Annotated in this window: 24 protein-coding genes; 13 read left to right on the top strand and 11 right to left on the bottom strand. The window is 57.1% G+C overall.

What is annotated here, in order from left to right; translation table 11 throughout:
* The first annotated feature begins 2 nt into the window (after positions 1-2).
* Both BMZ91_RS06695 and BMZ91_RS06690 read left to right on the top strand, forming a co-directional pair.
* The gene (locus BMZ91_RS06695) at positions 3-1,127 is read left to right on the top strand and encodes an ABC transporter permease (protein WP_092836047.1); all 1,125 of its coding nucleotides are present in this window, start codon (positions 3-5) and stop codon (positions 1,125-1,127) included.
* A 177-nt stretch (positions 1,128-1,304) separates the two neighbouring features.
* On the top strand, positions 1,305-1,529 hold the full coding sequence (locus BMZ91_RS06690) for a hypothetical protein (protein ID WP_143076308.1): 225 nt from the start codon (positions 1,305-1,307) through the stop codon (positions 1,527-1,529).
* 233 nt (positions 1,530-1,762) lie between these two features.
* On the opposite strand, the gene BMZ91_RS06685 is transcribed toward BMZ91_RS06690, so the two are convergent.
* Positions 1,763-2,287, bottom strand: coding sequence for a hypothetical protein (locus tag BMZ91_RS06685; protein WP_092836299.1), 525 nt, complete (start codon positions 2,285-2,287; stop codon positions 1,763-1,765).
* 93 nt (positions 2,288-2,380) lie between these two features.
* A complete protein-coding gene (locus tag BMZ91_RS06680) occupies positions 2,381-2,521 on the bottom strand; it encodes an entericidin A/B family lipoprotein (RefSeq protein WP_143076307.1) in 141 nt (46 codons plus the stop codon).
* 257 nt (positions 2,522-2,778) lie between these two features.
* On the opposite strand from BMZ91_RS06680, the gene BMZ91_RS06675 reads away from it, so the two are divergent.
* Both BMZ91_RS06675 and BMZ91_RS06670 read left to right on the top strand, forming a co-directional pair.
* Positions 2,779-3,612 carry a PRC-barrel domain-containing protein gene (locus BMZ91_RS06675; RefSeq protein WP_092836041.1) on the top strand — a complete coding sequence of 278 codons (834 nt, stop codon included), beginning with the start codon at positions 2,779-2,781 and terminating at the stop codon, positions 3,610-3,612.
* A gap of 121 nt (positions 3,613-3,733) precedes the next feature.
* Positions 3,734-3,931, top strand: coding sequence for a CsbD family protein (locus tag BMZ91_RS06670; RefSeq protein WP_092836039.1), 198 nt, complete (start codon positions 3,734-3,736; stop codon positions 3,929-3,931).
* A 102-nt stretch (positions 3,932-4,033) separates the two neighbouring features.
* On the opposite strand, the gene BMZ91_RS06665 is transcribed toward BMZ91_RS06670, so the two are convergent.
* The 3 genes from BMZ91_RS06665 to BMZ91_RS06655 are packed head-to-tail and all read right to left on the bottom strand — an operon-like array spanning position 4,034 to position 6,482.
* Positions 4,034-5,779: a sensor histidine kinase gene (locus BMZ91_RS06665; protein WP_092836037.1), complete on the bottom strand. Its 1,746-nt coding sequence runs from the start codon at positions 5,777-5,779 to the stop codon at positions 4,034-4,036.
* On the bottom strand, positions 5,776-6,279 hold the full coding sequence (locus tag BMZ91_RS06660) for an RNA polymerase sigma factor (protein ID WP_245736239.1): 504 nt from the start codon (positions 6,277-6,279) through the stop codon (positions 5,776-5,778). Before BMZ91_RS06660 ends, BMZ91_RS06665 begins: the two co-directional genes overlap by 4 nt.
* Before the next feature lie 47 nt (positions 6,280-6,326).
* The gene (locus BMZ91_RS06655; RefSeq protein WP_342741936.1) at positions 6,327-6,482 is read right to left on the bottom strand and encodes a NepR family anti-sigma factor; all 156 of its coding nucleotides are present in this window, start codon (positions 6,480-6,482) and stop codon (positions 6,327-6,329) included.
* Positions 6,483-6,626: 144 nt separating this feature from the next.
* Between BMZ91_RS06655 and BMZ91_RS06650 the strand changes: the two genes are divergently transcribed.
* Entirely contained in the window at positions 6,627-7,445 is an 819-nt protein-coding gene (locus tag BMZ91_RS06650; protein WP_092836032.1) for a response regulator, read from the top strand.
* A gap of 95 nt (positions 7,446-7,540) precedes the next feature.
* Here the strand turns inward: BMZ91_RS06650 and BMZ91_RS06645 are convergent, their stop codons facing one another.
* Positions 7,541-7,711: a DUF1328 domain-containing protein gene (locus BMZ91_RS06645; RefSeq protein ID WP_092836030.1), complete on the bottom strand. Its 171-nt coding sequence runs from the start codon at positions 7,709-7,711 to the stop codon at positions 7,541-7,543.
* A 162-nt stretch (positions 7,712-7,873) separates the two neighbouring features.
* Here BMZ91_RS06645 and BMZ91_RS06640 point away from each other — a divergent pair, with 162 nt between their 5' ends.
* A complete protein-coding gene (locus tag BMZ91_RS06640; RefSeq protein ID WP_092836028.1) occupies positions 7,874-8,203 on the top strand; it encodes an ElaB/YgaM/YqjD family protein in 330 nt (109 codons plus the stop codon).
* Positions 8,204-8,581, top strand: coding sequence for a phage holin family protein (locus tag BMZ91_RS06635; protein ID WP_245736231.1), 378 nt, complete (start codon positions 8,204-8,206; stop codon positions 8,579-8,581).
* An 11-nt stretch (positions 8,582-8,592) separates the two neighbouring features.
* On the opposite strand, the gene BMZ91_RS06630 is transcribed toward BMZ91_RS06635, so the two are convergent.
* The gene (locus BMZ91_RS06630) at positions 8,593-9,003 is read right to left on the bottom strand and encodes a hypothetical protein (protein ID WP_143076306.1); all 411 of its coding nucleotides are present in this window, start codon (positions 9,001-9,003) and stop codon (positions 8,593-8,595) included.
* A gap of 96 nt (positions 9,004-9,099) precedes the next feature.
* On the opposite strand from BMZ91_RS06630, the gene BMZ91_RS06625 reads away from it, so the two are divergent.
* Both BMZ91_RS06625 and BMZ91_RS06620 read left to right on the top strand, forming a co-directional pair.
* Positions 9,100-9,831 (top strand): Crp/Fnr family transcriptional regulator, encoded by a 732-nt coding sequence (locus BMZ91_RS06625; RefSeq protein ID WP_092836293.1) that lies wholly within the window; start codon positions 9,100-9,102, stop codon positions 9,829-9,831.
* A 92-nt stretch (positions 9,832-9,923) separates the two neighbouring features.
* On the top strand, positions 9,924-10,943 hold the full coding sequence (locus BMZ91_RS06620) for an AI-2E family transporter (RefSeq protein ID WP_245736230.1): 1,020 nt from the start codon (positions 9,924-9,926) through the stop codon (positions 10,941-10,943).
* Between the two features lie 251 nt (positions 10,944-11,194).
* Here BMZ91_RS06620 and BMZ91_RS06615 read toward each other — a convergent pair whose 3' ends face one another.
* Positions 11,195-11,377 carry a PLDc N-terminal domain-containing protein gene (locus BMZ91_RS06615; protein WP_092836022.1) on the bottom strand — a complete coding sequence of 61 codons (183 nt, stop codon included), beginning with the start codon at positions 11,375-11,377 and terminating at the stop codon, positions 11,195-11,197.
* Between the two features lie 328 nt (positions 11,378-11,705).
* Here BMZ91_RS06615 and BMZ91_RS06610 point away from each other — a divergent pair, with 328 nt between their 5' ends.
* Entirely contained in the window at positions 11,706-12,656 is a 951-nt protein-coding gene (locus BMZ91_RS06610; protein ID WP_245736229.1) for an endonuclease/exonuclease/phosphatase family protein, read from the top strand.
* Between the two features lie 13 nt (positions 12,657-12,669).
* Here BMZ91_RS06610 and cueR read toward each other — a convergent pair whose 3' ends face one another.
* The 3 genes from cueR to BMZ91_RS06595 all read right to left on the bottom strand — a co-directional run bounded on the left by cueR (position 12,670) and on the right by BMZ91_RS06595 (position 17,162).
* The gene (gene cueR, locus BMZ91_RS06605; RefSeq protein ID WP_092836018.1) at positions 12,670-13,074 is read right to left on the bottom strand and encodes a Cu(I)-responsive transcriptional regulator; all 405 of its coding nucleotides are present in this window, start codon (positions 13,072-13,074) and stop codon (positions 12,670-12,672) included.
* A 14-nt stretch (positions 13,075-13,088) separates the two neighbouring features.
* Entirely contained in the window at positions 13,089-15,596 is a 2,508-nt protein-coding gene (locus BMZ91_RS06600) for a heavy metal translocating P-type ATPase (protein WP_092836016.1), read from the bottom strand.
* 516 nt (positions 15,597-16,112) lie between these two features.
* Positions 16,113-17,162, bottom strand: coding sequence for an AraC family transcriptional regulator (locus BMZ91_RS06595; RefSeq protein ID WP_092836014.1), 1,050 nt, complete (start codon positions 17,160-17,162; stop codon positions 16,113-16,115).
* A gap of 118 nt (positions 17,163-17,280) precedes the next feature.
* Here BMZ91_RS06595 and BMZ91_RS06590 point away from each other — a divergent pair, with 118 nt between their 5' ends.
* From BMZ91_RS06590 to BMZ91_RS06580, 3 genes are all read left to right on the top strand, one after another.
* Positions 17,281-19,047: an acyl-CoA dehydrogenase family protein gene (locus BMZ91_RS06590; protein ID WP_245736228.1), complete on the top strand. Its 1,767-nt coding sequence runs from the start codon at positions 17,281-17,283 to the stop codon at positions 19,045-19,047.
* A 96-nt stretch (positions 19,048-19,143) separates the two neighbouring features.
* On the top strand, positions 19,144-19,950 hold the full coding sequence (gene dmdD / locus BMZ91_RS06585; RefSeq protein WP_092836012.1) for a methylthioacryloyl-CoA hydratase: 807 nt from the start codon (positions 19,144-19,146) through the stop codon (positions 19,948-19,950).
* A gap of 359 nt (positions 19,951-20,309) precedes the next feature.
* A complete protein-coding gene (locus BMZ91_RS06580; RefSeq protein ID WP_092836287.1) occupies positions 20,310-20,900 on the top strand; it encodes a rhodanese-like domain-containing protein in 591 nt (196 codons plus the stop codon).
* Positions 20,901-21,009: the final 109 nt, after the last annotated feature.

Raw genomic sequence — 21,009 nt, 5'->3', positions numbered from 1 at the left:
GGATGCGCCAGTTTGCCAACATCTTCTGGCTTGCGGGAAAGGAGCTGAAAAGCGTTCTTGGCGATCCGGTGATGGTGATCCTGATCCTGTGGTCCTTCATCATCGCCGTGATCCTCGAGGCAAGCGGCGCGGGCGACACGGTCTATAACGCCGCCATCGCCATTCTGGACGAGGACAGATCCATGCTGACCCGACAGATCTCGCACGCGCTTGGCCCGCCGTGGTTCCAGCCGCCGGTGATGATCGCCCCCGATCAGGTGGCGCCCGAAATGGACGCCGGCCGGATCATGTTTGTCCTCGCCTTTCCCCCCGGCTTCGAGGCTGACGTGATCGCGGGTCTGATCCCCTCCGCCCAGCTTGAGGTCGATGCCACAGCCGTGTCACAGGCCCAGCTTGGCACCGATTACATCAGCAATATCCTGACCTCGGAAACCCGCGCATTTCTGTCGGGCAACCCGGAGGCGCCCGACCCGGCACTGCGGCTGGAGTTGCGTCGCGCCTTCAACCCCAACGGCAATCCGGTCTGGTTCAAATCGGTCTCTTCGCTTCTCAATCAGCTGTCGCTTTTGACCATCGCGCTGACCGGGGCGGCAATGCTGCGCGAGCGTGAGCAGGGCACCATCGAACACCTGATGGTGATGCCGCTCACACCGCTGGAAATCGCGCTGTCCAAGGTGCTCGCCAATGTGGTCGTGGTGCTGGCGGCCTTCACCCTGTCGCTGATGTTAGTGGTTCAGGGATTGCTACAGGTGCCCGTGACCGGATCGCTAACGCTGCTGTTGACCGGAACCACGGTTTATCTGGCCGCCGCTGCCGCCATCGGCATGTTTCTGGGCACCATGGCGCGCAGCATGGCACAGTTTGCGCTGCTGGTGATTATGGTCATCATCCCCATCATCATGCTCTCGGGCGGCATGGGCGCCATCGAAAGCCAGCCCGACATCGTACAGCGGCTTACAATGGTGCTGCCGTCGCGGCATTTTCTGGCTTTCGCCAAGGCGGTGGTGTTCCGTGGCGCGAGTCTGAGTGCGGTCTGGTTCGAACTGTCGCTCATGGCGGGGCTTGGGCTGGCTTTCTTCATCGCGAGCCTGTTGCTGTTTCGCCGCTCGATGAGCCTGTCAGGTTGAGCATCGCCGCGGTGTCGCTTGCGTCAGGCCCCGCGACGTCGAAACATCACGCCCGCCGAAGCAGACGAGGCATTCATGCAAACATGAACATAGTCATGAAGTCGCATAAACAAAGCTAAACAGTCTCCGGTAAAACCGGGGCGGTTCAATATTCTGATCCTCACGCCGGAGCAGATCGTGCCACATATTGCCATGACCGACCCGGCCCCGCACAAACGCAGCACGCAGTATTGGAGCGTGACAGGCGTGTTAACCGCAGACCCGCTGAAACGGCTGTTTGCCGACCAACTGGCTATGGGTCGGGGCGGCGCGGTGCCTGAAACCACCGGGCAGGGTATTTCCAACGACCGCTCTGACGCAAGCAAATGTCGCGTGAATTCGGATGAACGCGGCGCGTTCTAACTTCTTGATTTCGCATGTTCGAGAAGCTCAAAACCGGTTCCCACTTTTGAGCAACATACTCTAGGGGCATCGTGACCCCTGCTTCAATCCGATGACAATCGTCATCGACAAAACGCAAACAGGTCTGTTGCAAGATGGGCCTCAACCGAGTGTGCAGAGCGCAAGACTTCGGATCGAAACTCGATAAATGCAACAGACCTGCCCATACTCACGATTGTGAGAATAGCCAGCAGCTATTTGACTTTGATACGGTCGAGCACGCCATCCGCATAGGCATTTACCAAAGCCGAATAGAAATCATCTTTCGACGGGGCAACAAGTATCCATCCTTCGGGCGCTTCCCCGTCCGCCGTTTCTGCTTTTAGGCGAAATGGAAAGCTCTGGACGGCTTCATCGTTCGACAAGCCCACTTCTGAGTTGGCGTTGCCGGCGTTCAGCCCCTCATAAACCCGGACGGCGCCTTCAAGCTGGTTGAATTCACCTGTGTCGGGCAAAATGGTGTCGCCGTCGATCGCGATCCTGTTGATCTCGACGCGCACGCGGGGCGCCTCGGAACTATCGTCAAATTCGACCCTCTGCGCAATGGCCTGGCTCAGGTCCTTGTCCAGAGTTGGCCAGAACTCAAGCGCGTTGCTGTCAGAATAGGCGGATAGATCGGCTTCAACCTCAACGCTGGATAGCACCTTGGTCTCCGCTAAAGCGGGAAGCGACACCAAGGCTGTTGTAGCGGTAAGAACCGCAGTTCGAAGAAGTTTCATGATTATATCCTCACATCTCATTTGCCTCGATACACTTCAAACATGCATCGACTTGGTTATTCTGGATTTTGCTTTGCTTGTACCGACCGAAGGTTAGCTCTGAACCTCTTCAGCGGTTTCCGTCACGGCGTCACCGGTATTTCCGATATCGCGCCCGGCACCCTTGACGGTTTCACAGGCAGTCAACCCCACAAATGCGATCAAGGCTACGCCAGCAAGTGCTAGTCTTTTCATGTCATCCTCCTATTTCCGTTCATACGTGCAAGACCATAACGCAAAGGTCGAAAACAGGTTCCGATAAAAAAATATGAGACAGATCAGGCGGCGTCGTCCGCACCATGATAGACAATGCCCATCAGGGCGACGCTAGCACCCGCCAGGTAGGTTCTGCCGATGGCGCGCTACAACCTCATGGAACAAAATCCGCGTCGATTGGTTGTTGTCATATCGGCGCCGGGGAAACCTGGCGCACAACCAAGAGGAGAAACAATATGAAACGCTTTTTTGCAACTGCCGCAACGGCACTGGCCCTCGGAACAGCCGCTTATGCCGACGGACACACTGCGGCATTCTCCGATATGACTTTTGACGAAGCCGTAAATGTACATGCGTCGGAGTTGATCGGGATGCGTGTGTATGCAACTGAATCCGAGCTCGAAAACGACGCATCCATCAATGCCGACGGCGAAACCGAGTGGGATGACATTGGTGAAATCAATGACATCATTCTAACCCGCGATGGTAGTGTGACATCCGTGATCGTTGGTGTTGGGGGCTTTATCGGTGTTGGCGAAAAAGATGTAGCGATTGATATGTCGCAGCTTAAGTTCGTCAGCGAAGACGACAGCGACGATTTTTTCCTCGTTGTAAACGCCAGTGCAACGGGTGTTGAAGACGCCCCGGAATTCCAGTCTGAGAAGGAAACACACGATGCGGCGGCGGTCGGTACCGACGCTTCCACGGAGGCGAATGCTTCGGCGGGTTCAACAGATAACCGACCAACGCTGATGCGCCCCGAGGTCGAGCGCGATGGTTTTTTCAACGCAGATGTCAAAGATCTGACTGTCGAAGATTTGACCGGCACTCGGGTTTACGGGCCTGACGACGAAGACGTCGGTGAAATCAGTGAAGTGCTATTGACCAACGACGGCAAGATGGATCGTGCCGTGATTGATGTCGGCGGCTTTCTGGGCATGGGCGAACACCCCGTAGACGTGGCCTTTGACAAATTGCAGATCGTGCGCACCGAAGACGGCAGCGATGTGCGGGTCTACATCGACAGCACGGAAGAGACACTTGAACAACAGCCTGAGTATAAAGGCTAATCCTATTTGGGCCGGGGGTTTCCCTCGGCCCATCCCTTCGCCAAATGCATAAAACGCATCACTGGCATCAGGCCGTCCAATGGCGATGGCAGGCTCAAAAACAAACAGAAAGGATACCACAATGAACTGGGATCAAATCGAAGGTAAATGGAAAGAAATGTCCGGCTCGGTCAAGGCCAAGTGGGGCGATCTGACAGACGACGAGATTGCCGAAATCAATGGCAACCGCGAAGCTCTTGAAGGCAAAATTCAAGCCAAGTACGGCAAGTCGAAAGAGGAAGCCAAGGCCGAAGTCGACGAGTTTTTGAATAACCACTGATCCAACACTTTTGTAAGAGCCGACCAGGGTTTTCCTTGGTCGGCTCTTTGCATCGGGGCGTGCTTAAAGCGGCAATCAAGGGTCGGCATCACGAAGACCCGCCTAGAGAGCGTCGTCGCCCTCGTCCTTCACCAACACAAAACTCACGTGCAGCTCAAACCTGTCGGGTAGGGCGTTGATCTCAAGCGTCCCGTCAAGTTGCGAGACAAAGGATTCAATCAGACGAGAGCCAAGGCCAGTCCCGGTGTGATCGGTGTCGCTATCCTGTTCTTCGGCAAGACCGCTGCGTGAATTCTCCACGCTTAGCTTGACGTGATCCTCACCCAGATCTTGCAACGTCAGAGTGATCCAGGGTTTGCCCCCATTTGCCGCCGCGCAATATTTTACCGCGTTTATCGCCGCCTCAGTTGCCAGAAGCATAAGAGGGACGGATTGGTCCGGCGAGAGTTCGACAGGGTCGAACCGGGTGGACATACTGACCTTGTTCTCGGGTTCGTCGGCGCTGCCAACGACCACCAGTTGCCTGATGATATCCTCCAGCAATTGATCCGCGCGGACCATCGACAGCTTGGGTGACATGTAAACGTATCGGTGGATCGCCGACAGGGCCATCACCCGGTCCTGCACCCGGCGCAAAAGATGTTTGGCCTCTTCGCTGTCGGTGTTTCTGATCAGGATGTTCATGATGCTGGAAATCAACTGAAGGTTGTTCTTGACTCGGTGATGAACCTCGCGCAGCAATGTGGTTTTTTCCTCGATATCTTCTTCGCGCCTGCGCTCTTGCTCTGACAGTCTTTGCGCCATGGCACGAAATGCGTCTGCCACGGCTTCAAGCTCTTCAGGGGCGCTTTGCAATCGAGCCTGGCTAAAATCAATCTGACCGACCGAATAGAGCCGCATCCACTGGCGAAGACGTTTGATGTGGCGAATGACAAGGCGGTTGGTGCCGATATAGGCAACCGCCATGCCCACGATCCACATCAACACCGGAAAATAGAGCGAGATCCTTTCACTAGGACCGGTGAGGGCGCCAGTGTTGCGCGGTTCCCAACTGCCCAGCACATAAACCGTGTCATCGACGATAGACACAACCGCAAAGTCGCGCAGATCGCCACGCCGGTTGTGCGTGCGAAAGGTCCGCTGTTGGCCGCGCACTATCTCTTGCAGGCTGCGGTCTTGCGGCAGGATCGTGCGGCGATCATCGCCAAAATTTTCCGTTGCCAGGATTTCTCCTTCACTGTCGAAGATCAGTAGATTGGCCGTATCGCTGCTCTCCCCCAACAAATCGTTCGCCAGTGTCAGCGGAATAGAAATCCAGAAACGCCCGATCAGATCATCGTTTACGACGACTGGAACACTTACATTCAATGCAATCCCGCCCGTGGTTGCATCCATTGGCCGCACGCTCACAAGCCCCCCCGGATTTGCAAACTGGTCCTGAAAAAACGGCGTTTCACTTAGATTGGCGCGCTCCTTGTTTGACGCACAAGTCATTATCCCGCGGGTGTCAACGAATCCTGCGAAAATATACTTCGGTTCCATGGTGATCAGCCGGGACAGCACGGCATCGCAGTCAATATCAGCAGAGTCGAAAATGCTGGCTGCGGCGCTGATGGCCTCGACAGCCCCAAAGGCCGATTGGATCAATGCACGTTCTTCGGCAGCGGCCTGGCGTGTGCGATCCAAAAGTGCGATTTCCGAAAGCGCCCCGTTTTTCTCCAGCACCTTTGAGGTTTGATAGCTAGAGATCAGACCCAAAGGTAGGATTGCAATCGACAGAATGGCAATCAACCGCAACGCAAGCCCTGATCTTGCGTCACGAACCGCCGTCAATAAAGTTTTTCTCATGCCGCCGTACTGTCTGAGACAACCGCCAGGGTCGCCGCGTCGGTCAGTTCAAGCTCGTCTTCGTCCTCCAGATGCATCAACTCGGCCAGTCTCTTGCGGGCCCGGTTTGTCCGGCTTTTGATCGTACCTGTCGCACACCCGCACATTTCGGCAGCTTCCTCGTATGAAAACCCTTCGGCGCCGACCAGAACCAGCGCCTCGCGCTGTTCATCGTTCAATTGTGCAAAGGCTTTCCTGAAGTCACCCATCGCGAGACGCCCGTCATGATGCGGTTTTTCCGACAGCTTGTCCGACATGGTTCCCTCGGGGTCTTCGACCTCGCGGCGGCGCTTGCGGTGGTTGGAGTAAAACGTGTTGCGCAAGATCGTGAAAAGCCAGGCGCGCAGGTTCGTCCCGACCTTGAACTTGTCGAAATTGCTCCATGCCTTGACAACCGTATCCTGCACCAGATCATCCGCCGCAGCGCTGTTGCGGGTCAGGCTCATGGCAAAGGCGCGCATCGCTGGCAAGTGGTTCACCAGTTCGTCTTTTGGATCTCTGGATTGGCTCACGACTTGGTCCCGTCCGTTTCGTTGTCGGCCGTGTCTTCTGGCTTTTCCTGCTGTCGCAATTTCTCCAGCAAGTCGGTAAACCGATCCGGCACCGGCTCTTGCGCCGTCTCGGAGTAGACACGGCGAAGGTTTTCGTCGATTTGCTGGGTCACTCTGGATGTCCTGCGTTGTTTTGTCATGGCGCTCGTGGTTTTGTTATATGACTGTACTAAGCGAAAATATCGCATCTATCAGGGAACCTAACACGCTTGCGCGGCGTTTGGTTCCATCATGTAGCGTTTTTTTTGAGGGAAACCATGACGGACAAGCAGGATCAAAGCGGGATTTCGGCGTCTATTGGCAATGAATTGCCTTATCTGCGGCGCTATGCACGGGCCCTTACGGGCAACCAGGACACCGGCGACAGATATGCCCTAGCAACCTTGGAGGCCATCCTTGCCGACCCAGACACAATGGACCCCAAGCTTTCGGTAAAACTGTCGCTTTTCAAGGCCTTTCACGCAATCTGGGCATCATCGGGCTCGCCTGTGGATCGGACCCCCAAGGATGGCTCGCCCGAGGCGCGCGCGCAATGGCGCCTTGCCGATCTGACCAGAAACAGCCGTGAGGCGCTGTTGCTGAACAGTATCGAACAGTTTCCGGCTGATCAGATCGGGCAAATCATGGGCATTCGCGCGACCGAAGCGGAGGATCTTCTGGCAATTGCCCGCACTGAAATGCAGCGCAACATCCAGGGCCGTATCATGGTGGTCGAGGATGAGGCGATTATCGCCATGGATATTTCTTCAATTGTCCAACACATGGGTCACGAGGTTACCGGAATCGCCAGAACCCGCGATGGCGCCGTCGATCTGGCCCACAGGCAACCACCGGATATGATCCTTGCAGATATTCAGCTGGCCGATAAATCATCGGGCATCGATGCGGTGAACCAAATCTTTTCCGAAATGGGTGAAATCCCTGTGGTCTTTATCACCGCATTCCCCGAGCGTTTGCTGACCGGCGAGCGGCCCGAGCCCGCATTCCTGATCACCAAACCTTATACCGAAGATCAGGTGCAATCCGCCGTCAGTCAGGCGATGTTCTTTGCCAGCACCGAAACACTGACAGGTTGATCACGCCATCCGCTACATGAGAAAAAGGGCTCCGCTCGATCAGAACGGAGCCCTTTTTACGGGCAGGGTCAATGGGTCACGACCCTTGTCCCGACTCAGGGCGCGCGCCCGTTGATCGCCCGCATGACAAGCGCCAATACGAACAGAACAATAAAGACAAAGAACAGAATTTGGGCAATCCCGGCCGAAGCCGAGGCAATTCCGCCAAATCCAAACACGCCCGCGATGATCGCGACGATGAAAAATACGACAGCCCAGTACAGCATGATTATGCTCCTTTTCTCCTGCGTTTGTGCTTGTCCAACGCCTTATCGGCTCAATGGTTCCCAAAACGTTTTTTGTTCGGAAATAGGCTTTTTAGAAAGACTGCGGAACATTTCAGGCAGGTGTGCGTTGCCTATGCGAACCATCACTCAAGGAGGACCGACATGGCACAATCGAAGTCAGCAGCAACACCCAGTGACGCAGAGACACGCGAACTGTCCGACCAGATTGCCGCGCTGAAGGCCGATCTTGCGCAGATTTCGCAAACACTGGTCGATATGGGCGAAACGCGGCGCGAGGCGGCGGTGAATTCTGCCACAAAGAAGGCCAGTGAACTGCGCGAGCAGGGCGAGCAACACTTGCAGCACGCTCAGGCCAAAGTCGAAGATCTGACCAGCCAGACGACCGATGCCGTGCGCAATCAGCCTGCCGCCGCCGTTGGCATCGCTGTCGGGATCGGCTTTCTGCTGGGCTTTCTCAGCGGGCGCAAATAAATGCTGACTGAGTTCGTTTCAGATGTGAAAGACAGCGCGCGCGCGACAGCGCGCGCTGCGGCTTGTTCGGCCCTGGGCACGACATTTGCGCTGACCGGTCTTGGTTTTCTGACCGCAGCGTTGTGGATGTTGCTTGCCAGCCATGAAAGCGCGCTTTTTGCGGCGACCGTGATCGGCGCGCTCTACTGTGCGTTCGGTTTCGGTTTTCTGGCCCTCGGGTCGCGAGGCACAGGTGACAAAAGGCATCGGTCCTCAGGGGCCAAAAGAGGTCTGTCGGACGCTGACGCGCCGCCATCCCGTGACCCGTTTCTTCAACTAGCCGAGGGCTTTGCCATCGGGCTTCAGGCCGGACGTTCGGCGCGGTCGGAAAAACCCTGATCTGCCCGTTTTTAACACTCCGAACAGTGTAGTGCCGGGCGCTGTCGCGCGTCAGGTAAACAACTGCGCAGCATCTGGTCGGTAAAGGGTCGGATCAACATGCCCCAGCCGGCGGACTGCGCGGCCTGATATCCATCTTCGCCCCGCGTCAGCACGATATGAGCCCCGCGCCGGTTTATCTCTGCGGCAAGGGTGCTCTGCCTCAATCCATCGACATCCAACTCAAGAAAGGCCACGTCCAGCCGTGTGACATCCCTCAACGCGCCTCTGACGTCATTGGGGCTGGTCTCGTGGATGATGTGACAGGGCCCTTCGGCTGTCAGCGTGCCAATCATATCGGCCGCCACCAGTGGGTTCTTTTCCAGCACCAGAAAAACCGGGCACACGATACCCCGGCGCGTTTCACTATTTGGTGTTTTCAAATCTGTTTCCATGATGTCATGCTCCAAAGCAAGGCAGAGCATGGAACAAATCGAGATGCCCGGCATTAAACTGTGACATGTCCAGGAGGGCAAATGATGCCGGTCAAATGTGAAATCTGCCCATTGCGCAAGAAACCGCTCTTTGCCGAGATGGATGATGACATTGTCCGCTTCATGCAAGAATTTAAAGTCGGCGAAATGAAGGTCAAGGCGGGCACCACGTTGATGATGGAAGGCTCGAACGCGCCGCAGCTTTATACCGCACTTGAAGGTATGGGCCTGAGATACAAGACCTTGATTGACGGTGACCGGCAGGTGATCAACTTTGTCCTGCCCGGTGATTTCATTGGCCTACAGGCCGGCGTCATGCGGGAAATGCAGCATTCGGTTGAGGCCAGCACAGACATGATTTTATGTGTTTTCGACCGCAAAACGCTATGGGATCTGTTTCAAAACCATCCCGAACGCGCCTTTGATCTTACATGGGTCGCCGCGGTGGAAGAGCATCTTTTGGGCGAAAGCCTTGCCATTCTGGGGCAGATGAGCGGAATAGAGCGGGTGGCGCGCGCATTTGTGCGGTTGCACGACAGGTGCGAGGCGCTGGATCTCAAACATGGAGCGGGCGTGCCATTGCCCTTTAAACAGCAGGATCTGGCAGATGCCCTGGGGCTGTCGCTTGTCCATACCAACAAGACGCTGAAAAAACTGCGCGACCAATCCATCGCCAAATGGGCCAATGGCAAGCTTGAGGTCATGTCGTACACGCGTCTGTGCGAGATCGCGCAGCTTGATCCGACGCGCGATCCGATCATTCGGCCATTGATATGACGGCCTCGTTCACCGCCCTGCGGCAGGGAACCAAACGCATCCTGCGGCGTTAGCACAGGATGTACCAGCCAAATCCTGCAATTGATCCGCCCTTGCGGTTTGCGATATTCCTGATCGCGACCATTTTGACATTCGGCGCCCTGAAACTGGGCGCGGATATTCTCTCACCACTTGTGCTTGCCCTGGTCACCGGCGTGATTCTGGCGCCGCTGACCGATTTTCTGCGGCGTCTTGGCATGCCGATCACCCTTGCGGCCCTTGCTATTCTCAGCTTTGGTTTGTTGCTCCTGATGGCGGTCGTCTTCCTTGCCGAACCCCTGATCTGGAAGGTGGTTGGCGAGTTGCCAAAGCTCAAATACGAAGTCCGCAATATCGTCGAGGAGTTCCGCACGATCATTCAGGGGATTGATGAGGTCAACAAAGGCGTCGAGGAGGTTCTTGGCACAGACGGCGCCGACAGCACGGCCAAGGCCGAGGGCGGTGATACCGCCGTCCCCTCGCTGACCGATGCGCTTTTCTTTGCGCCCGTCCTTGTTGCGCATTTCCTGATTTTTTCCGGATCTCTGTTTTTCTTCCTGCTGACCCGCAATGGCATATACAACTGGTTGTCGCATTTCATCGCCAGGGATAAACCGGACGTTATCCGCGAGCGGCTTCATACTGCCGAACATCTGGTGTCGCGGTATTTCGTGACCATCTCGATCATCAATGCCGGCTTGGGTCTGGTGCTGTCGATCGTGCTCATGCTGATCGGCCTGCCGTCGCCTTTCGTCTGGGGGGCGGTGGCGGCGGTGCTGAACTTCGTTCTCTATCTCGGGCCTCTGGCGGTGACGGTCGGCCTGTTTCTGGCGGGTCTCATTGCCTTTAGCGGGCCGATGGCGCTTTTGCCGCCAGTTGCCTTTCTGATGCTGAATGTGTTTGAGGCGCAATTTGTCACCCCCGGCTTGATTGGTCGCAATATCTCGGTCAATCCGTTGCTGATCTTCGTCTCGCTTCTGTTCTGGCTCTGGCTCTGGGGGCCGTTGGGCGGCATTATTGCAATTCCGGTTCTGGTAATCGCCATGGTGATGCTCGATCTGTTCGAACAAATTCCGGACACGACCGAACAGTGATCGCGCAGGGTCACGACAAACAAAAACCGCCCCTGCCAGATCGACAGGGGCGGCGCGCCCGAGGGACAAAACGGACGCTGAAGGATCGCCCCGGATATATAGGATGCCGGAAACCACGATCTTTCAGGATCACCCAACGAGGAACGCGTGATCCGTATAGACAACGCAAATACTGCGCGATGGTTCCCCCACGTCGGTTCCTAATTGCGAGGGGCGCTTTGCGTGCTCTGCCGTCACCTGTGACCTGGTACTCATCGCGCGGATTTTGGCCCGGCGATCAACCAGATGATGAACCCCAGAAGCGGCAACAGCAAGACAAGCAACACCCACAGCACCTTTTTACCAGTGCTGACTGAAGATCCGATAATCGAGACGATGGCCCAGATCGCGAGACCAAGAAGAATAAGGCCACCAAGGCCACTGATTTCCAACATGTGCTTTTCTTTTTCCTGTGTGCAATTGATACATTCCAATGTCTCAATGCCGCAAACAGGCAATTGGTTCCCTCGATTGGCCGCTTCGGGCCCGCATGCGGCACCCGACCGCAAAACCTTCTTTATCCGGTCGTCGGAACCAACCCGGCATCACGGCTGTTGAGATGTCAGGGCCGACTGGACCGGGCACCCCGGTTAGCGCAACGTAATCCGCGCCGAAATGGAGTATAACGCCGGATATGGTATGCATGTGCACCAGCGGCAAGGGATCAGGACATGCCAGGATGATCCGTGACAAAAGGACGGTGAGCGCAGAATGTCAAACGTCATGGATATATTGATATGGCTCGTCGCAGCGGCTGTTGTTGCGGCCACGGTCCTGCCTTTCACCAATAGTGTACGCTGGTGGGTGCGAATGTGGGAGTTTCCGCGCCTCCATATCGCCATCCTCGCCCTTGGCCTTGCAGGCGTGACGTTGGTTTGGGGCTCCTTCGCCTTCAAGATCCCGCTGGTGATATGCTTGCTGGCCTGCGGTCTCTTTCAACTTGCCAAGGTCTTTCCCTATACCAAATTCGCCACCAAAGAGATCACGCCGACGCAGAATGTACCCAAGGACCGCGAAATTACGCTTCTGGCGGCAAATGTCCTGATGGAAAATGACCGCCACGACGATCTGGCCGGGATCATAGATCGCGAAGACCCTGACGTGCTCTTGCTGATGGAAACAGATGCGGTTTGGCATGAGGCGCTGACCGATACCTTGGCGAAATACCCAACCGTTCTGGCACATCCGCTAGACAACTATTATGGCCTAATCTTCGCAACCCGCCTAACCGTCGTGTCAGCCGAGATTGTGTTTCTCGCCGATGACAACACGCCAGCGGTCTGCGCCGAATTGCGAGGCCCTGACGGGACCGGCTTCAACTATATCGGCCTGCATCCCAGACCGCCTGTTCCGGGAAACGATACCGAAACACGAGATAAACAGATCAAGCGAGCCGCCCTTGCGACAAAGGCCGCCGATTGGCCAACAATCGCCATCGGGGATTTCAACGATGTTGCGTGGTCCTGGACCAGCCAGAGGTTCAAGCATCACGGTAACTTTCTTGATCCGCGCGTCGGGCACGGCATGTTGTCGTCTTTTCACGCAAACTATTGGTTTCTGCGTGTTCCGATTGATCAGATGTATCTCACCCGAGGTATAGGTCTGGTGTCGTTCGAACGTCTGGAAAGCTTCGGGTCGGATCACTTCCCGATAAAATCAGTGATAACGCTCTGACGAAATCACGGCGTTAATGGCAATCCTCTTCCTGCGCCGTCGCCAGATCGGCCAGGATCGGGCAATCGGGGCGTTGATCGCCGGCGCAGGCGTCAACCAGATGCGCGAGCGTCGCCCGCATCTCGGTCAGTTCCGCGATTTTACGGTCGATCCGCTCAAGATGCTCTTCTGCAATCTGTTTTACCTCGGCACTGGCTCGGTCAGTGTCAGCGTAAAGCTTCAAAAGGCTCCGACAGTCCTCGATGGTAAAGCCGAGGGCGCGGGCCCGGCCCAAAAATGCGAGCCTGTGCACGTCGCTTTCCCGAAAGGTGCGGTATCCGTTGGCGCTGCGCAAGGGTTGCACAAGGCCAATCTCTTCGTAGTAGCGGATCGTCTTGGCAGGCAGGCCTGAACAGTTGGCCACATCTCCGATGTTCATAGTGTTCTCCTTTTTTATCCGACCGGCGACGCCGACAGGGTTGTCGCGGCTTGCACAGGTTTCGACTCGTCCATGGCAGGGCGAACACTGCGCAGTCGCAACGCATTGGTCAGCACAAAGACAGAGCTGAGCGCCATGGCGCCCGCCGCCAGCACAGGCGAGAGCATAAGGCCGACGGCCGGGTACAGGACACCTGCCGCAACAGGGATCAATGCAACGTTATAGCCAAAAGCCCAAAACAGGTTCTGACGAATGTTTCGCATGGTGCGGGTCGAAACCTCGAATGCATTCACGACGCCGCGCAAATCGCCCGACATCAGCACAACATCGGCGGATTCAATCGCCACATCGGTTCCGGTACCGATCGCGATACCCACGTCGGCATTTGCCAGAGCGGGCGCGTCATTGATGCCGTCACCGACAAAGGCGATCTGTCGCGACCCCTCGCGCAATTCGTCAAGCGCAGCGACCTTGCCGTCCGGAAGCACACCCGCAATCACATGGTCGATGCCGGTTTCACGCGCGATGGCAAGCGCCGTCTCGCGCTTGTCCCCGGTGATCATCGCGACCTTCAGTCCCAGATCATGCAGCGCCTGGATCGCTGCGGCGCTGGCGGGTTTCACCGGATCGGCCACGGCGATCACGGCGGCCACGCGTCCGTCAACAGCCGCAAAAAGCGCCGTTCGGCCCTGTTCGGCCAGACGGCGTTCAGAGTCAGCCAACGCGCCGATCTCCAGTCCTTCGCGAGTCATCAGACGATCAGCCCCGACCAGAATATCACGGCCTGCGATCCTGGCGCGGACGCCATGCCCTGTGATCGACTCGAAGCTTTCGACGTCATGCCGCGCCACGTTTTCCGTTCGCGCCGCCCGAACGATGGCTTCGGCAATGGGATGTTCCGACTGCGCCTCGACGGCCGCGATCAATGCCAGCACCTCACTCCGCTCAAACCCGTCGGACAAAATCAAATCGGTCAGCTCTGGACGGCCTTCAGTTACCGTTCCGGTCTTGTCGAGCGCCACGACATCGACGTCAGTCAGCTGTTGCAACGCGTCTCCCTTGCGAAACAGCACGCCCATCTCGGCGGCACGGCCTGTGCCGACCATGATCGAGGTCGGCGTGGCCAGCCCCATTGCGCAGGGGCAGGCGATGATCAGCACCGACACACCCGCCACCAGCGCAAAGGACAGAGCGGGCGATGGTCCGACAAGTAGCCAAACGATCACGGTCAACAAGGCCAGTGCCATGACGGTGGGCACGAACCACAGCGTAATCCGATCAACCATGCCCTGAATGGGCAGCTTGGTGCCCTGCGCCTCTTCGACCATGCGAATGATCTGTGCCAGGGTTGTGTCGGCGCCGACGCGGGTCGCCCGAAACTGAAAAGCCCCGGAGCCGTTGACCGTGCCGCCGGTGACCGGATCGCCGATCGTCTTGGCCACGGGCACCGGCTCGCCCGTGATCATGCTTTCGTCAACACGGGCACTGCCGTTGGTCACCTCACCATCCACGGCGATCCGCTCGCCGGGGCGCACAACAAGGATATCACCTGTGCGGATCCGCTCGATTGCCACGTCCTTTGTGTCGCCGTCTACGAGGACACGCGCGGTGCGCGCCTGAAGCCCCAGCAGTTTCTGAATCGCAGCCCCAGTGCGCCCCTTCGCGCGCGCTTCCATCCAGCGACCGAGAAGGATCAGAACCACGATCACCGCCGCCGCCTCGAAATAGACAGCGCGCGAGGCTTCGGGCAGCACTGCTGGCGCGAAAAGCGCCACGAGCGAATAGAGATAGGCGGCGGAGGTGCCGACCGCGACAAGGCTGTTCATGTCTGGCGCGCCCTTGACGAGTGCCGGAAAGCCCTTGGTATAAAAGGCACGGCCGGGCCAAATCAACACGACCGTGGTTAGCACGAATTGGACCAGCCAACTGGTCTCATGGCCGATCGTGCGACCGATCAGATCATGCATGCCGGGCACAAGATGTGCCCCCATTTCCAGCGTGAACACCGGCAGGGCAAGCCCCGCGGCCAGCCCTGTTTTTCGGGCCAGCACCCGCGCCTCGCTCTCTTTGCGGGCGCTGTGATCCTCAGGCGCGGCGTCCTGCGCGGGCTCTGCTGGATAGCCGGCATCTTGCGCCGCCTTCAGCAAATCCGCAAGCTCCACGGCACCTTCGGCATAGGTGACTGTCGCAGTTTCCGACGCGAGGTTGACGCTCACATCCAGCACACCCGGCACCGCGCCAAGGGCTTTGTCCACGCGCCCCACGCAGGAGGCGCAAGACATAGACGCCACGTTCAATCGCACGCTTTGTGTCCGGGCGGGATAGCCTGCCTGGTCAAGTGCCTCCATGACTTTGAAGATGCGTTCAGGCGCGTCGACCTGCGCCTGAACGGTTTCGCTGGCAAGATTCACGCGAATGTCAGTGACACCCGGTCGTGCAGATAGCGCCCGTTCAACGCGCCCCACGCAGGACGCGCAGGACATGTTTTGCACGGAAAGCCGAAGGGTTTGCGGGTCTGGCATGGTCGACTCCTGAGTTTGATTACCCCCTAGATAGGGGTTCCACCTGCTGGAAGGTCAATGGGGTCGAGATGATTTTTACCTGCCCTTGACCTTACCACGGTTGTGAACTCAGTTCCGCGATCAAAGGAGATCGACTGGCGTGCATCGGCGGGTAACGCCACTCGGCAATCTCGCGGCGTTCGTCCAAGCTCAGGTGAGGGTAACATCGGCCCATAGTTTTACTCCATGTAATTCAGTAGCTTGGTACAAAATCTGCACTTCGATTGTGAATCCACCCCGGCTACAAATGTTATGCTCATAATCTTGATTATGTTAATCTTCGGGATGCCATATCCAGCCCGCGCTTTGAGGCATAGGCAACGCGCCGGTTTTATATGGCAGCCAATCCTCTATTTCCGGGTGGAATTGCTTTCGCCAGCCCCTGACTTTCGGGCTGAACATCCACCTGATCACCTTTCGATCAGGTGATCGACGATCATCTGACAACCGACGCAAAGTTTTGCATCGAGTTTCCCGTTAAGCGGACGCGACCCTCTTGAGGGCATTTGCACGCGATAATCTGCGATAAGTCCCCGGCGTCACATCGGTCCATCTTTTGAAGGCACGATGAAAATTGGCGGCAGAGGCAAATCCGATATCCTGTGAAATCGCTTCGATACTTTTGCCGGTTTGCGTCAGATCACGAATGGCGATATCGCGCCGCAAACCATCCTTGATGCTTTGAAATGATGTGGCATCGGCATCCAGCCGCCGCATCAACGTGCGCGGGGTCAGGTTCAGCAGTCTTGCCGTTTCTTTCAGGCCGCTATCCAACTGATCCGAACGCAACAACAATTCCCGCACGCGCAATGGCAGCGTGTGTTCGCGCAAGCTGGTAAAAATCCAATCCCGTGGTGCGCGCAACAGAAATTCGTGCATTTCGGTTTCGCTGCGTGTTACGGGCAGATTGCTTTGATGAGAGTCAAAAGAAATTGATGAATGTGCCCGACCAAACCGAATTGGGGCTGGGAACAGAACGGGATAGTCTTCGGCAAAATCAGGCCTATCAAAGCCGAAACTGACGTCGCGCAATGGCAATTCGGAGCCGACAAGCCAGGATGCAACGCCATGTGTCAACTTGAGCAACAGCATATGCCCAAACCTGTTTGGTGCGGCTTTGCCGCGCGCGACCAGCGAAATACGCAAGACCTCTGCCTGATGGTCCAGGGTCAGGCTGAAATCATCCAGGATCAGGTTCCAGAATGAGGTAAAGCGGAACAACGCCGCTGACAAGGACGACGCCCCTCGCACCGAAGCGCACAGATGCTTCAATGCGCCGAGGCGGATCGGGCGGCTCCACAGCCCCATCATCTCGTCGCCGGTGTCGGCCACCGCCGCCTGATAGAGATGCACAATCTGATCGTGGGTCACCCGGGCCCTTGATTGGCTCTCTGCCGATAATCCGGCCTGTTCCAACAGGATTGCCAATTGTTGCGGCGGGCAGTTTGTGCGCAGCACTGCAAGCCAGTCCTCAAGAAAGGCGCGCGACACTGTCGGCAACATTTGAGAGGCGGTTGGCGTAATCATCCGTATACTTGTCTCGACATTTGTCACTTTTTGCAAGTTTTCCGTCCGTTGCAGAGATAGCACCAACGACGCAGCCTTGTATGTAGTGCATCAACGGCACCCGAGCGGAGACAGCAAGATGTTCATAGCCCCCAGCAAAGACATGCTCTTTAATATCGAACATATTTCAGGTTGGTCCGATATTGTTGCCCTACCGGCCTACAGCGCGTTTGATCTGGAAGATGCGACGGCCGTTCTGGAGGAATTTGGGCGGTTTTGCGCCGAAGTGATTGCCCCCCTGAACGTCAGCGGCGACATAACCGGAGCGCGTTACGACAAGGGCCGGGTCACCATGCCGGATGGCTTTGACGACGCTTACACCAGCTTTGTTGAAATGGGTTGGCAAAGCCTGCATCACCCAGAGGATTATGGCGGTCAGGGCTTGCCGCGTTCCGTTGGGGCAGCGGCCACCGAAATGTTGAATTCTGCCAATATGAGCTTTGCCCTGTGCCCATTGTTGACAGATGGCGCGATCGAGGCCCTGTCAAAAGCGGGCTCGGACACACAGAAAGACACCTATCTTGCCAAACTGGTTTCTGGCGAATGGTCCGGCACGATGAACCTTACAGAACCTCAGGCGGGCAGTGATCTGGCCCGCGTAAATTCCAAGGCAGTGCGTCAGAACGACGGGACTTATCAGATTACCGGCACGAAAATCTTCATCACCTATGGTGAACATGACATGTCGAAAAACACGATCCACCTTGTACTGGCACGCACCCCCGATGCGCCCGCCGGGGTCAAAGGGATCAGCTTGTTTCTTGTTCCCAAATTTATGGTGAACGGCGATGGCTCTCTGGGAAATCGCAACGCCGTGACCTGCGTCAGCATCGAACACAAACTTGGGGTCAAGGCGAGCCCGACTGCCGTTCTCGAATTTGAAGGCGCCACCGGCTTTCTCATTGGCGATGAAAATTCCGGCCTGAGCTATATGTTCGACATGATGAACGCCGCCCGTTTTGCGGTGGGGTTACAAGGGGTCGCCATCGCCGAACGTGCCTATCAACAGGCCCTGTCATTCGCAAAGGAGCGGGTGCAAAGCGCCCCTGTTGACGGGTCCACGCGTGATGCGGTTGCAATCGTGAACCACCCTGATGTGCGACGGTTGCTGGCGCGGATGCAAGTATTGACCGAAGGCGGCCGCGCCTTGGCGGCTTATGCGGCTGGCTGGCAGGATCTGGCGCGCTACGCCGCATCACCAGAACAACGGGATGAGGCTGCGGCAGCGTCAGAATTCCTGACCCCTCTGGTCAAAGGGTATTGCACGGAAAACGGGGTTGAAGTGGCCTCGCTCGGGGTGCAGGTGCATGGCGGCATGGGGTTTATCGAGGAAACCGGTGCAGCACAGCATTACCGCGACGCACGGATTTTACCGATCTACGAGGGTACGACCGCCATTCAGGCCAATGACCTTTTAGGCCGCAAGACCCTGCGCGACGGCGGTGTCACGGCGATGAAAATGGCCAACCGCATCAAGGAAACCGAACGACAGCTTGCGGCGGGTTCGCCCGTAGCACAGGCCGTAGGGATCCGGTTGAGCGTCGCGCGCAAAGCCTTCCAATCGGTGGTGAAACACTTTGTGAGTACGGCCAAGGACACACCAAATGCCGCTTATGGCGGGGCGGTGCCGTATCTGATGCTTGCTGGAAACCTGATGTCAGGCTGGCAATTGGCCAGGTCATTGCTTGCCGCCGAAACGGCGCTCGCGGCGGGCAAAGATGTAGAATTCATGACTGCCAAGATTGGCTCGGCGCGGTTCTATGCAGATCACGTCCTGTGTGATGTCGATGCTCAACGTTCGCGCATTCTTGAAGGCGCCGACAGCCTTTTGTCTGTGGCTCTATAGACCCCGCGCTTTGATACTCTGACCCTGCAATTGCCCTTGTTGGTCCTTTGCAATGCCTACCTGAAATTTCTTTGACTCCTCGTGAAAGGACCACTCATGGCCGCCCAAATCGACATCTCTCGTTTCAAAAACCTTGCCCTTGACACCCAGGATGATGGCGTCTGGGTTGTGACCATAGACCGGCCCAAAAAGCGCAACGCGCTCGACATCGACACCATCGAAGAACTGGTTGATTTCTTTTCGCTGGCCCCGCGCGCAGGCGTCAAAGCCGTTGTTCTGGCCGGATCGGGTGATCATTTTTGTGCCGGGCTTGACCTGATCGAGCACCATGACGCGGACCGCTCGCCGGCGGATTTCATGCATGTCTGCCTGCGTTGGCATGAAGCGTTTAACAAGATGGAATATGGCGGGGTGCCTATCTTCGCCGCGCTGCAAGGTGCCGTTGTTGGCGGAGGTCTTGAATTGGCCAGCTCGGCCCATGTTCGGGTGATGGACCAGACCTGTTATTTCGCCCTGCCCGAGGGCCAGCGCGGTTTGTTCACTGGCGGCGGCGCGACGATCCGGGTTGCGGATCTGGTTGGTAAATCGCGGATGATCGACATGATGCTGACCGGGCGAGTGTATCAGGGCCAGGAAGCTGTGGATCTGGGTCTGGCACAATATATTGTCGAAGGGTCCAGCTTTGACAAGGCGATGGAGCTGGCCCGCAAGGCCGCACAGAATCTGCCGCTGACCAATTTCGCCATCTGCTCCGCTATCAGTCACATGCAGAACATGTCGGCCTTCGATGCTGCCTATGCCGAGGCTGTGGTGGCCGGGGTGGTCAACACACAGCCGGATGCACGGGCTCGGCTCGCTGCCTTTGCGGACAAAAGTGCCGCACGGGTTCGCCCGAACAGCTAAGGATCTTTGTCGAGGTCGTTTGAAAGGCCCGTCAAACCCAACTCGAAGCGGTTGGACCGCCAATGAGGTCCAACCGCCGCTTGTGCACCTGCATGTCTGGCGGCAGAGGTCAGAACAAAACGACTGGTCCGCAGCCAGACTTGAGTGGCCAGATGGCGCATTGTCGACAACGAAGCGCGGCCATGACGATATGTCTCTCTAGAGGTCATTTCCCGTGACGTCTGGAGCAATTGCCGCATTTGTGGCGCGACCAACGCCACAGGGTTCATGCGCCTGCACCGCGATATGTCGCGGTGACGCGGCGATATCCGGCGGCTATTCTCGGTGTTGAAATGTGGCTGTGTAAAGAGGACAACATCATGAAAAACCTTGCTCTGGCTATCGCCCTGACCCTGGCCGCGGGGGCCGCGCTGGCCGAAACCGAGGTGAACATCACCAAGAACATGCCCACAGTCACCGTGGAAACCCGCAACGGCCCGGTCGAAATAAGCAGAATTCAGGATACGACGCACAAGATCGGCGGCGAATGGGCGCTGACCTCTCGGCCCTGCCCCGATTTCTGCATCCAGCCGAACACACCTGCGGCGGGGGTGACCACCATCGGCGAACTGGAACTGATCGAGATGCTACAAGACCCCGAGGCGGTCGTGGTGGACAGTCGCACCAGCGATTGGTTTCAGGGCGGCACGATCCCCGGTGCGACCAACATTCCCTACACCTATGTTCTGGACGAGTTGGGTCAGTTGGGCTGCGCACCCGATTTCGACGGCTGGGATTGCTCAGAGGCAAAGCCTGTTGCGCTCTTTTGCAATGGTATCTGGTGCGGCCAGTCGCCTACAGCGATACGCAACATGATCGAGGCCGGTTACCCTGCAGAACGCATCTCCTACTACCGCGGCGGCATGCAGGTCTGGCGCCTGCTGGGCCTGACCGTAACCGGCGGTGAATGACACGCCTTGCGATGCGACGAACATCCGACGAGGCGAGACCCGGGAGCAGAAAACACAGTCTGACAGGTATTGAAGATCAGGTTCGTCATGACCGAGGTGACGCGTGGCC

This window comes from Roseovarius lutimaris, assembly GCF_900115165.1.
Classification (GTDB): domain Bacteria; phylum Pseudomonadota; class Alphaproteobacteria; order Rhodobacterales; family Rhodobacteraceae; genus Roseovarius; species Roseovarius lutimaris.
The sequence above is the reverse complement of the archived record's forward strand: the minus strand, read 5'-3'. Positions and strand labels throughout refer to the sequence as shown.

Coding starts and splice junctions, on each gene's coding strand:
- BMZ91_RS06650 (WP_092836032.1), top strand. CDS start 6,627: ATGACGGACAAGCAGGATCAAAGCGGGATTTCGGCGTCTATTGGCAAT.
- BMZ91_RS06645 (WP_092836030.1), bottom strand. CDS start 7,711: ATGCTGTACTGGGCTGTCGTATTTTTCATCGTCGCGATCATCGCGGGC.
- BMZ91_RS06615 (WP_092836022.1), bottom strand. CDS start 11,377: ATGTTGGAAATCAGTGGCCTTGGTGGCCTTATTCTTCTTGGTCTCGCG.
- BMZ91_RS06675 (WP_092836041.1), top strand. CDS start 2,779: ATGAAACGCTTTTTTGCAACTGCCGCAACGGCACTGGCCCTCGGAACA.
- BMZ91_RS06680 (WP_143076307.1), bottom strand. CDS start 2,521: ATGAAAAGACTAGCACTTGCTGGCGTAGCCTTGATCGCATTTGTGGGG.
- dmdD (WP_092836012.1), top strand. CDS start 19,144: ATGGCCGCCCAAATCGACATCTCTCGTTTCAAAAACCTTGCCCTTGAC.
- BMZ91_RS06695 (WP_092836047.1), top strand. CDS start 3: ATGCGCCAGTTTGCCAACATCTTCTGGCTTGCGGGAAAGGAGCTGAAA.
- BMZ91_RS06635 (WP_245736231.1), top strand. CDS start 8,204: ATGCTGACTGAGTTCGTTTCAGATGTGAAAGACAGCGCGCGCGCGACA.
- BMZ91_RS06590 (WP_245736228.1), top strand. CDS start 17,281: ATGTTCATAGCCCCCAGCAAAGACATGCTCTTTAATATCGAACATATT.
- BMZ91_RS06580 (WP_092836287.1), top strand. CDS start 20,310: ATGAAAAACCTTGCTCTGGCTATCGCCCTGACCCTGGCCGCGGGGGCC.
- BMZ91_RS06685 (WP_092836299.1), bottom strand. CDS start 2,287: ATGAAACTTCTTCGAACTGCGGTTCTTACCGCTACAACAGCCTTGGTG.
- BMZ91_RS06610 (WP_245736229.1), top strand. CDS start 11,706: ATGGATATATTGATATGGCTCGTCGCAGCGGCTGTTGTTGCGGCCACG.
- BMZ91_RS06640 (WP_092836028.1), top strand. CDS start 7,874: ATGGCACAATCGAAGTCAGCAGCAACACCCAGTGACGCAGAGACACGC.
- BMZ91_RS06670 (WP_092836039.1), top strand. CDS start 3,734: ATGAACTGGGATCAAATCGAAGGTAAATGGAAAGAAATGTCCGGCTCG.
- BMZ91_RS06665 (WP_092836037.1), bottom strand. CDS start 5,779: ATGAGAAAAACTTTATTGACGGCGGTTCGTGACGCAAGATCAGGGCTT.
- BMZ91_RS06660 (WP_245736239.1), bottom strand. CDS start 6,279: ATGCGCGCCTTTGCCATGAGCCTGACCCGCAACAGCGCTGCGGCGGAT.
- cueR (WP_092836018.1), bottom strand. CDS start 13,074: ATGAACATCGGAGATGTGGCCAACTGTTCAGGCCTGCCTGCCAAGACG.
- BMZ91_RS06600 (WP_092836016.1), bottom strand. CDS start 15,596: ATGCCAGACCCGCAAACCCTTCGGCTTTCCGTGCAAAACATGTCCTGC.
- BMZ91_RS06595 (WP_092836014.1), bottom strand. CDS start 17,162: ATGATTACGCCAACCGCCTCTCAAATGTTGCCGACAGTGTCGCGCGCC.
- BMZ91_RS06625 (WP_092836293.1), top strand. CDS start 9,100: ATGCCGGTCAAATGTGAAATCTGCCCATTGCGCAAGAAACCGCTCTTT.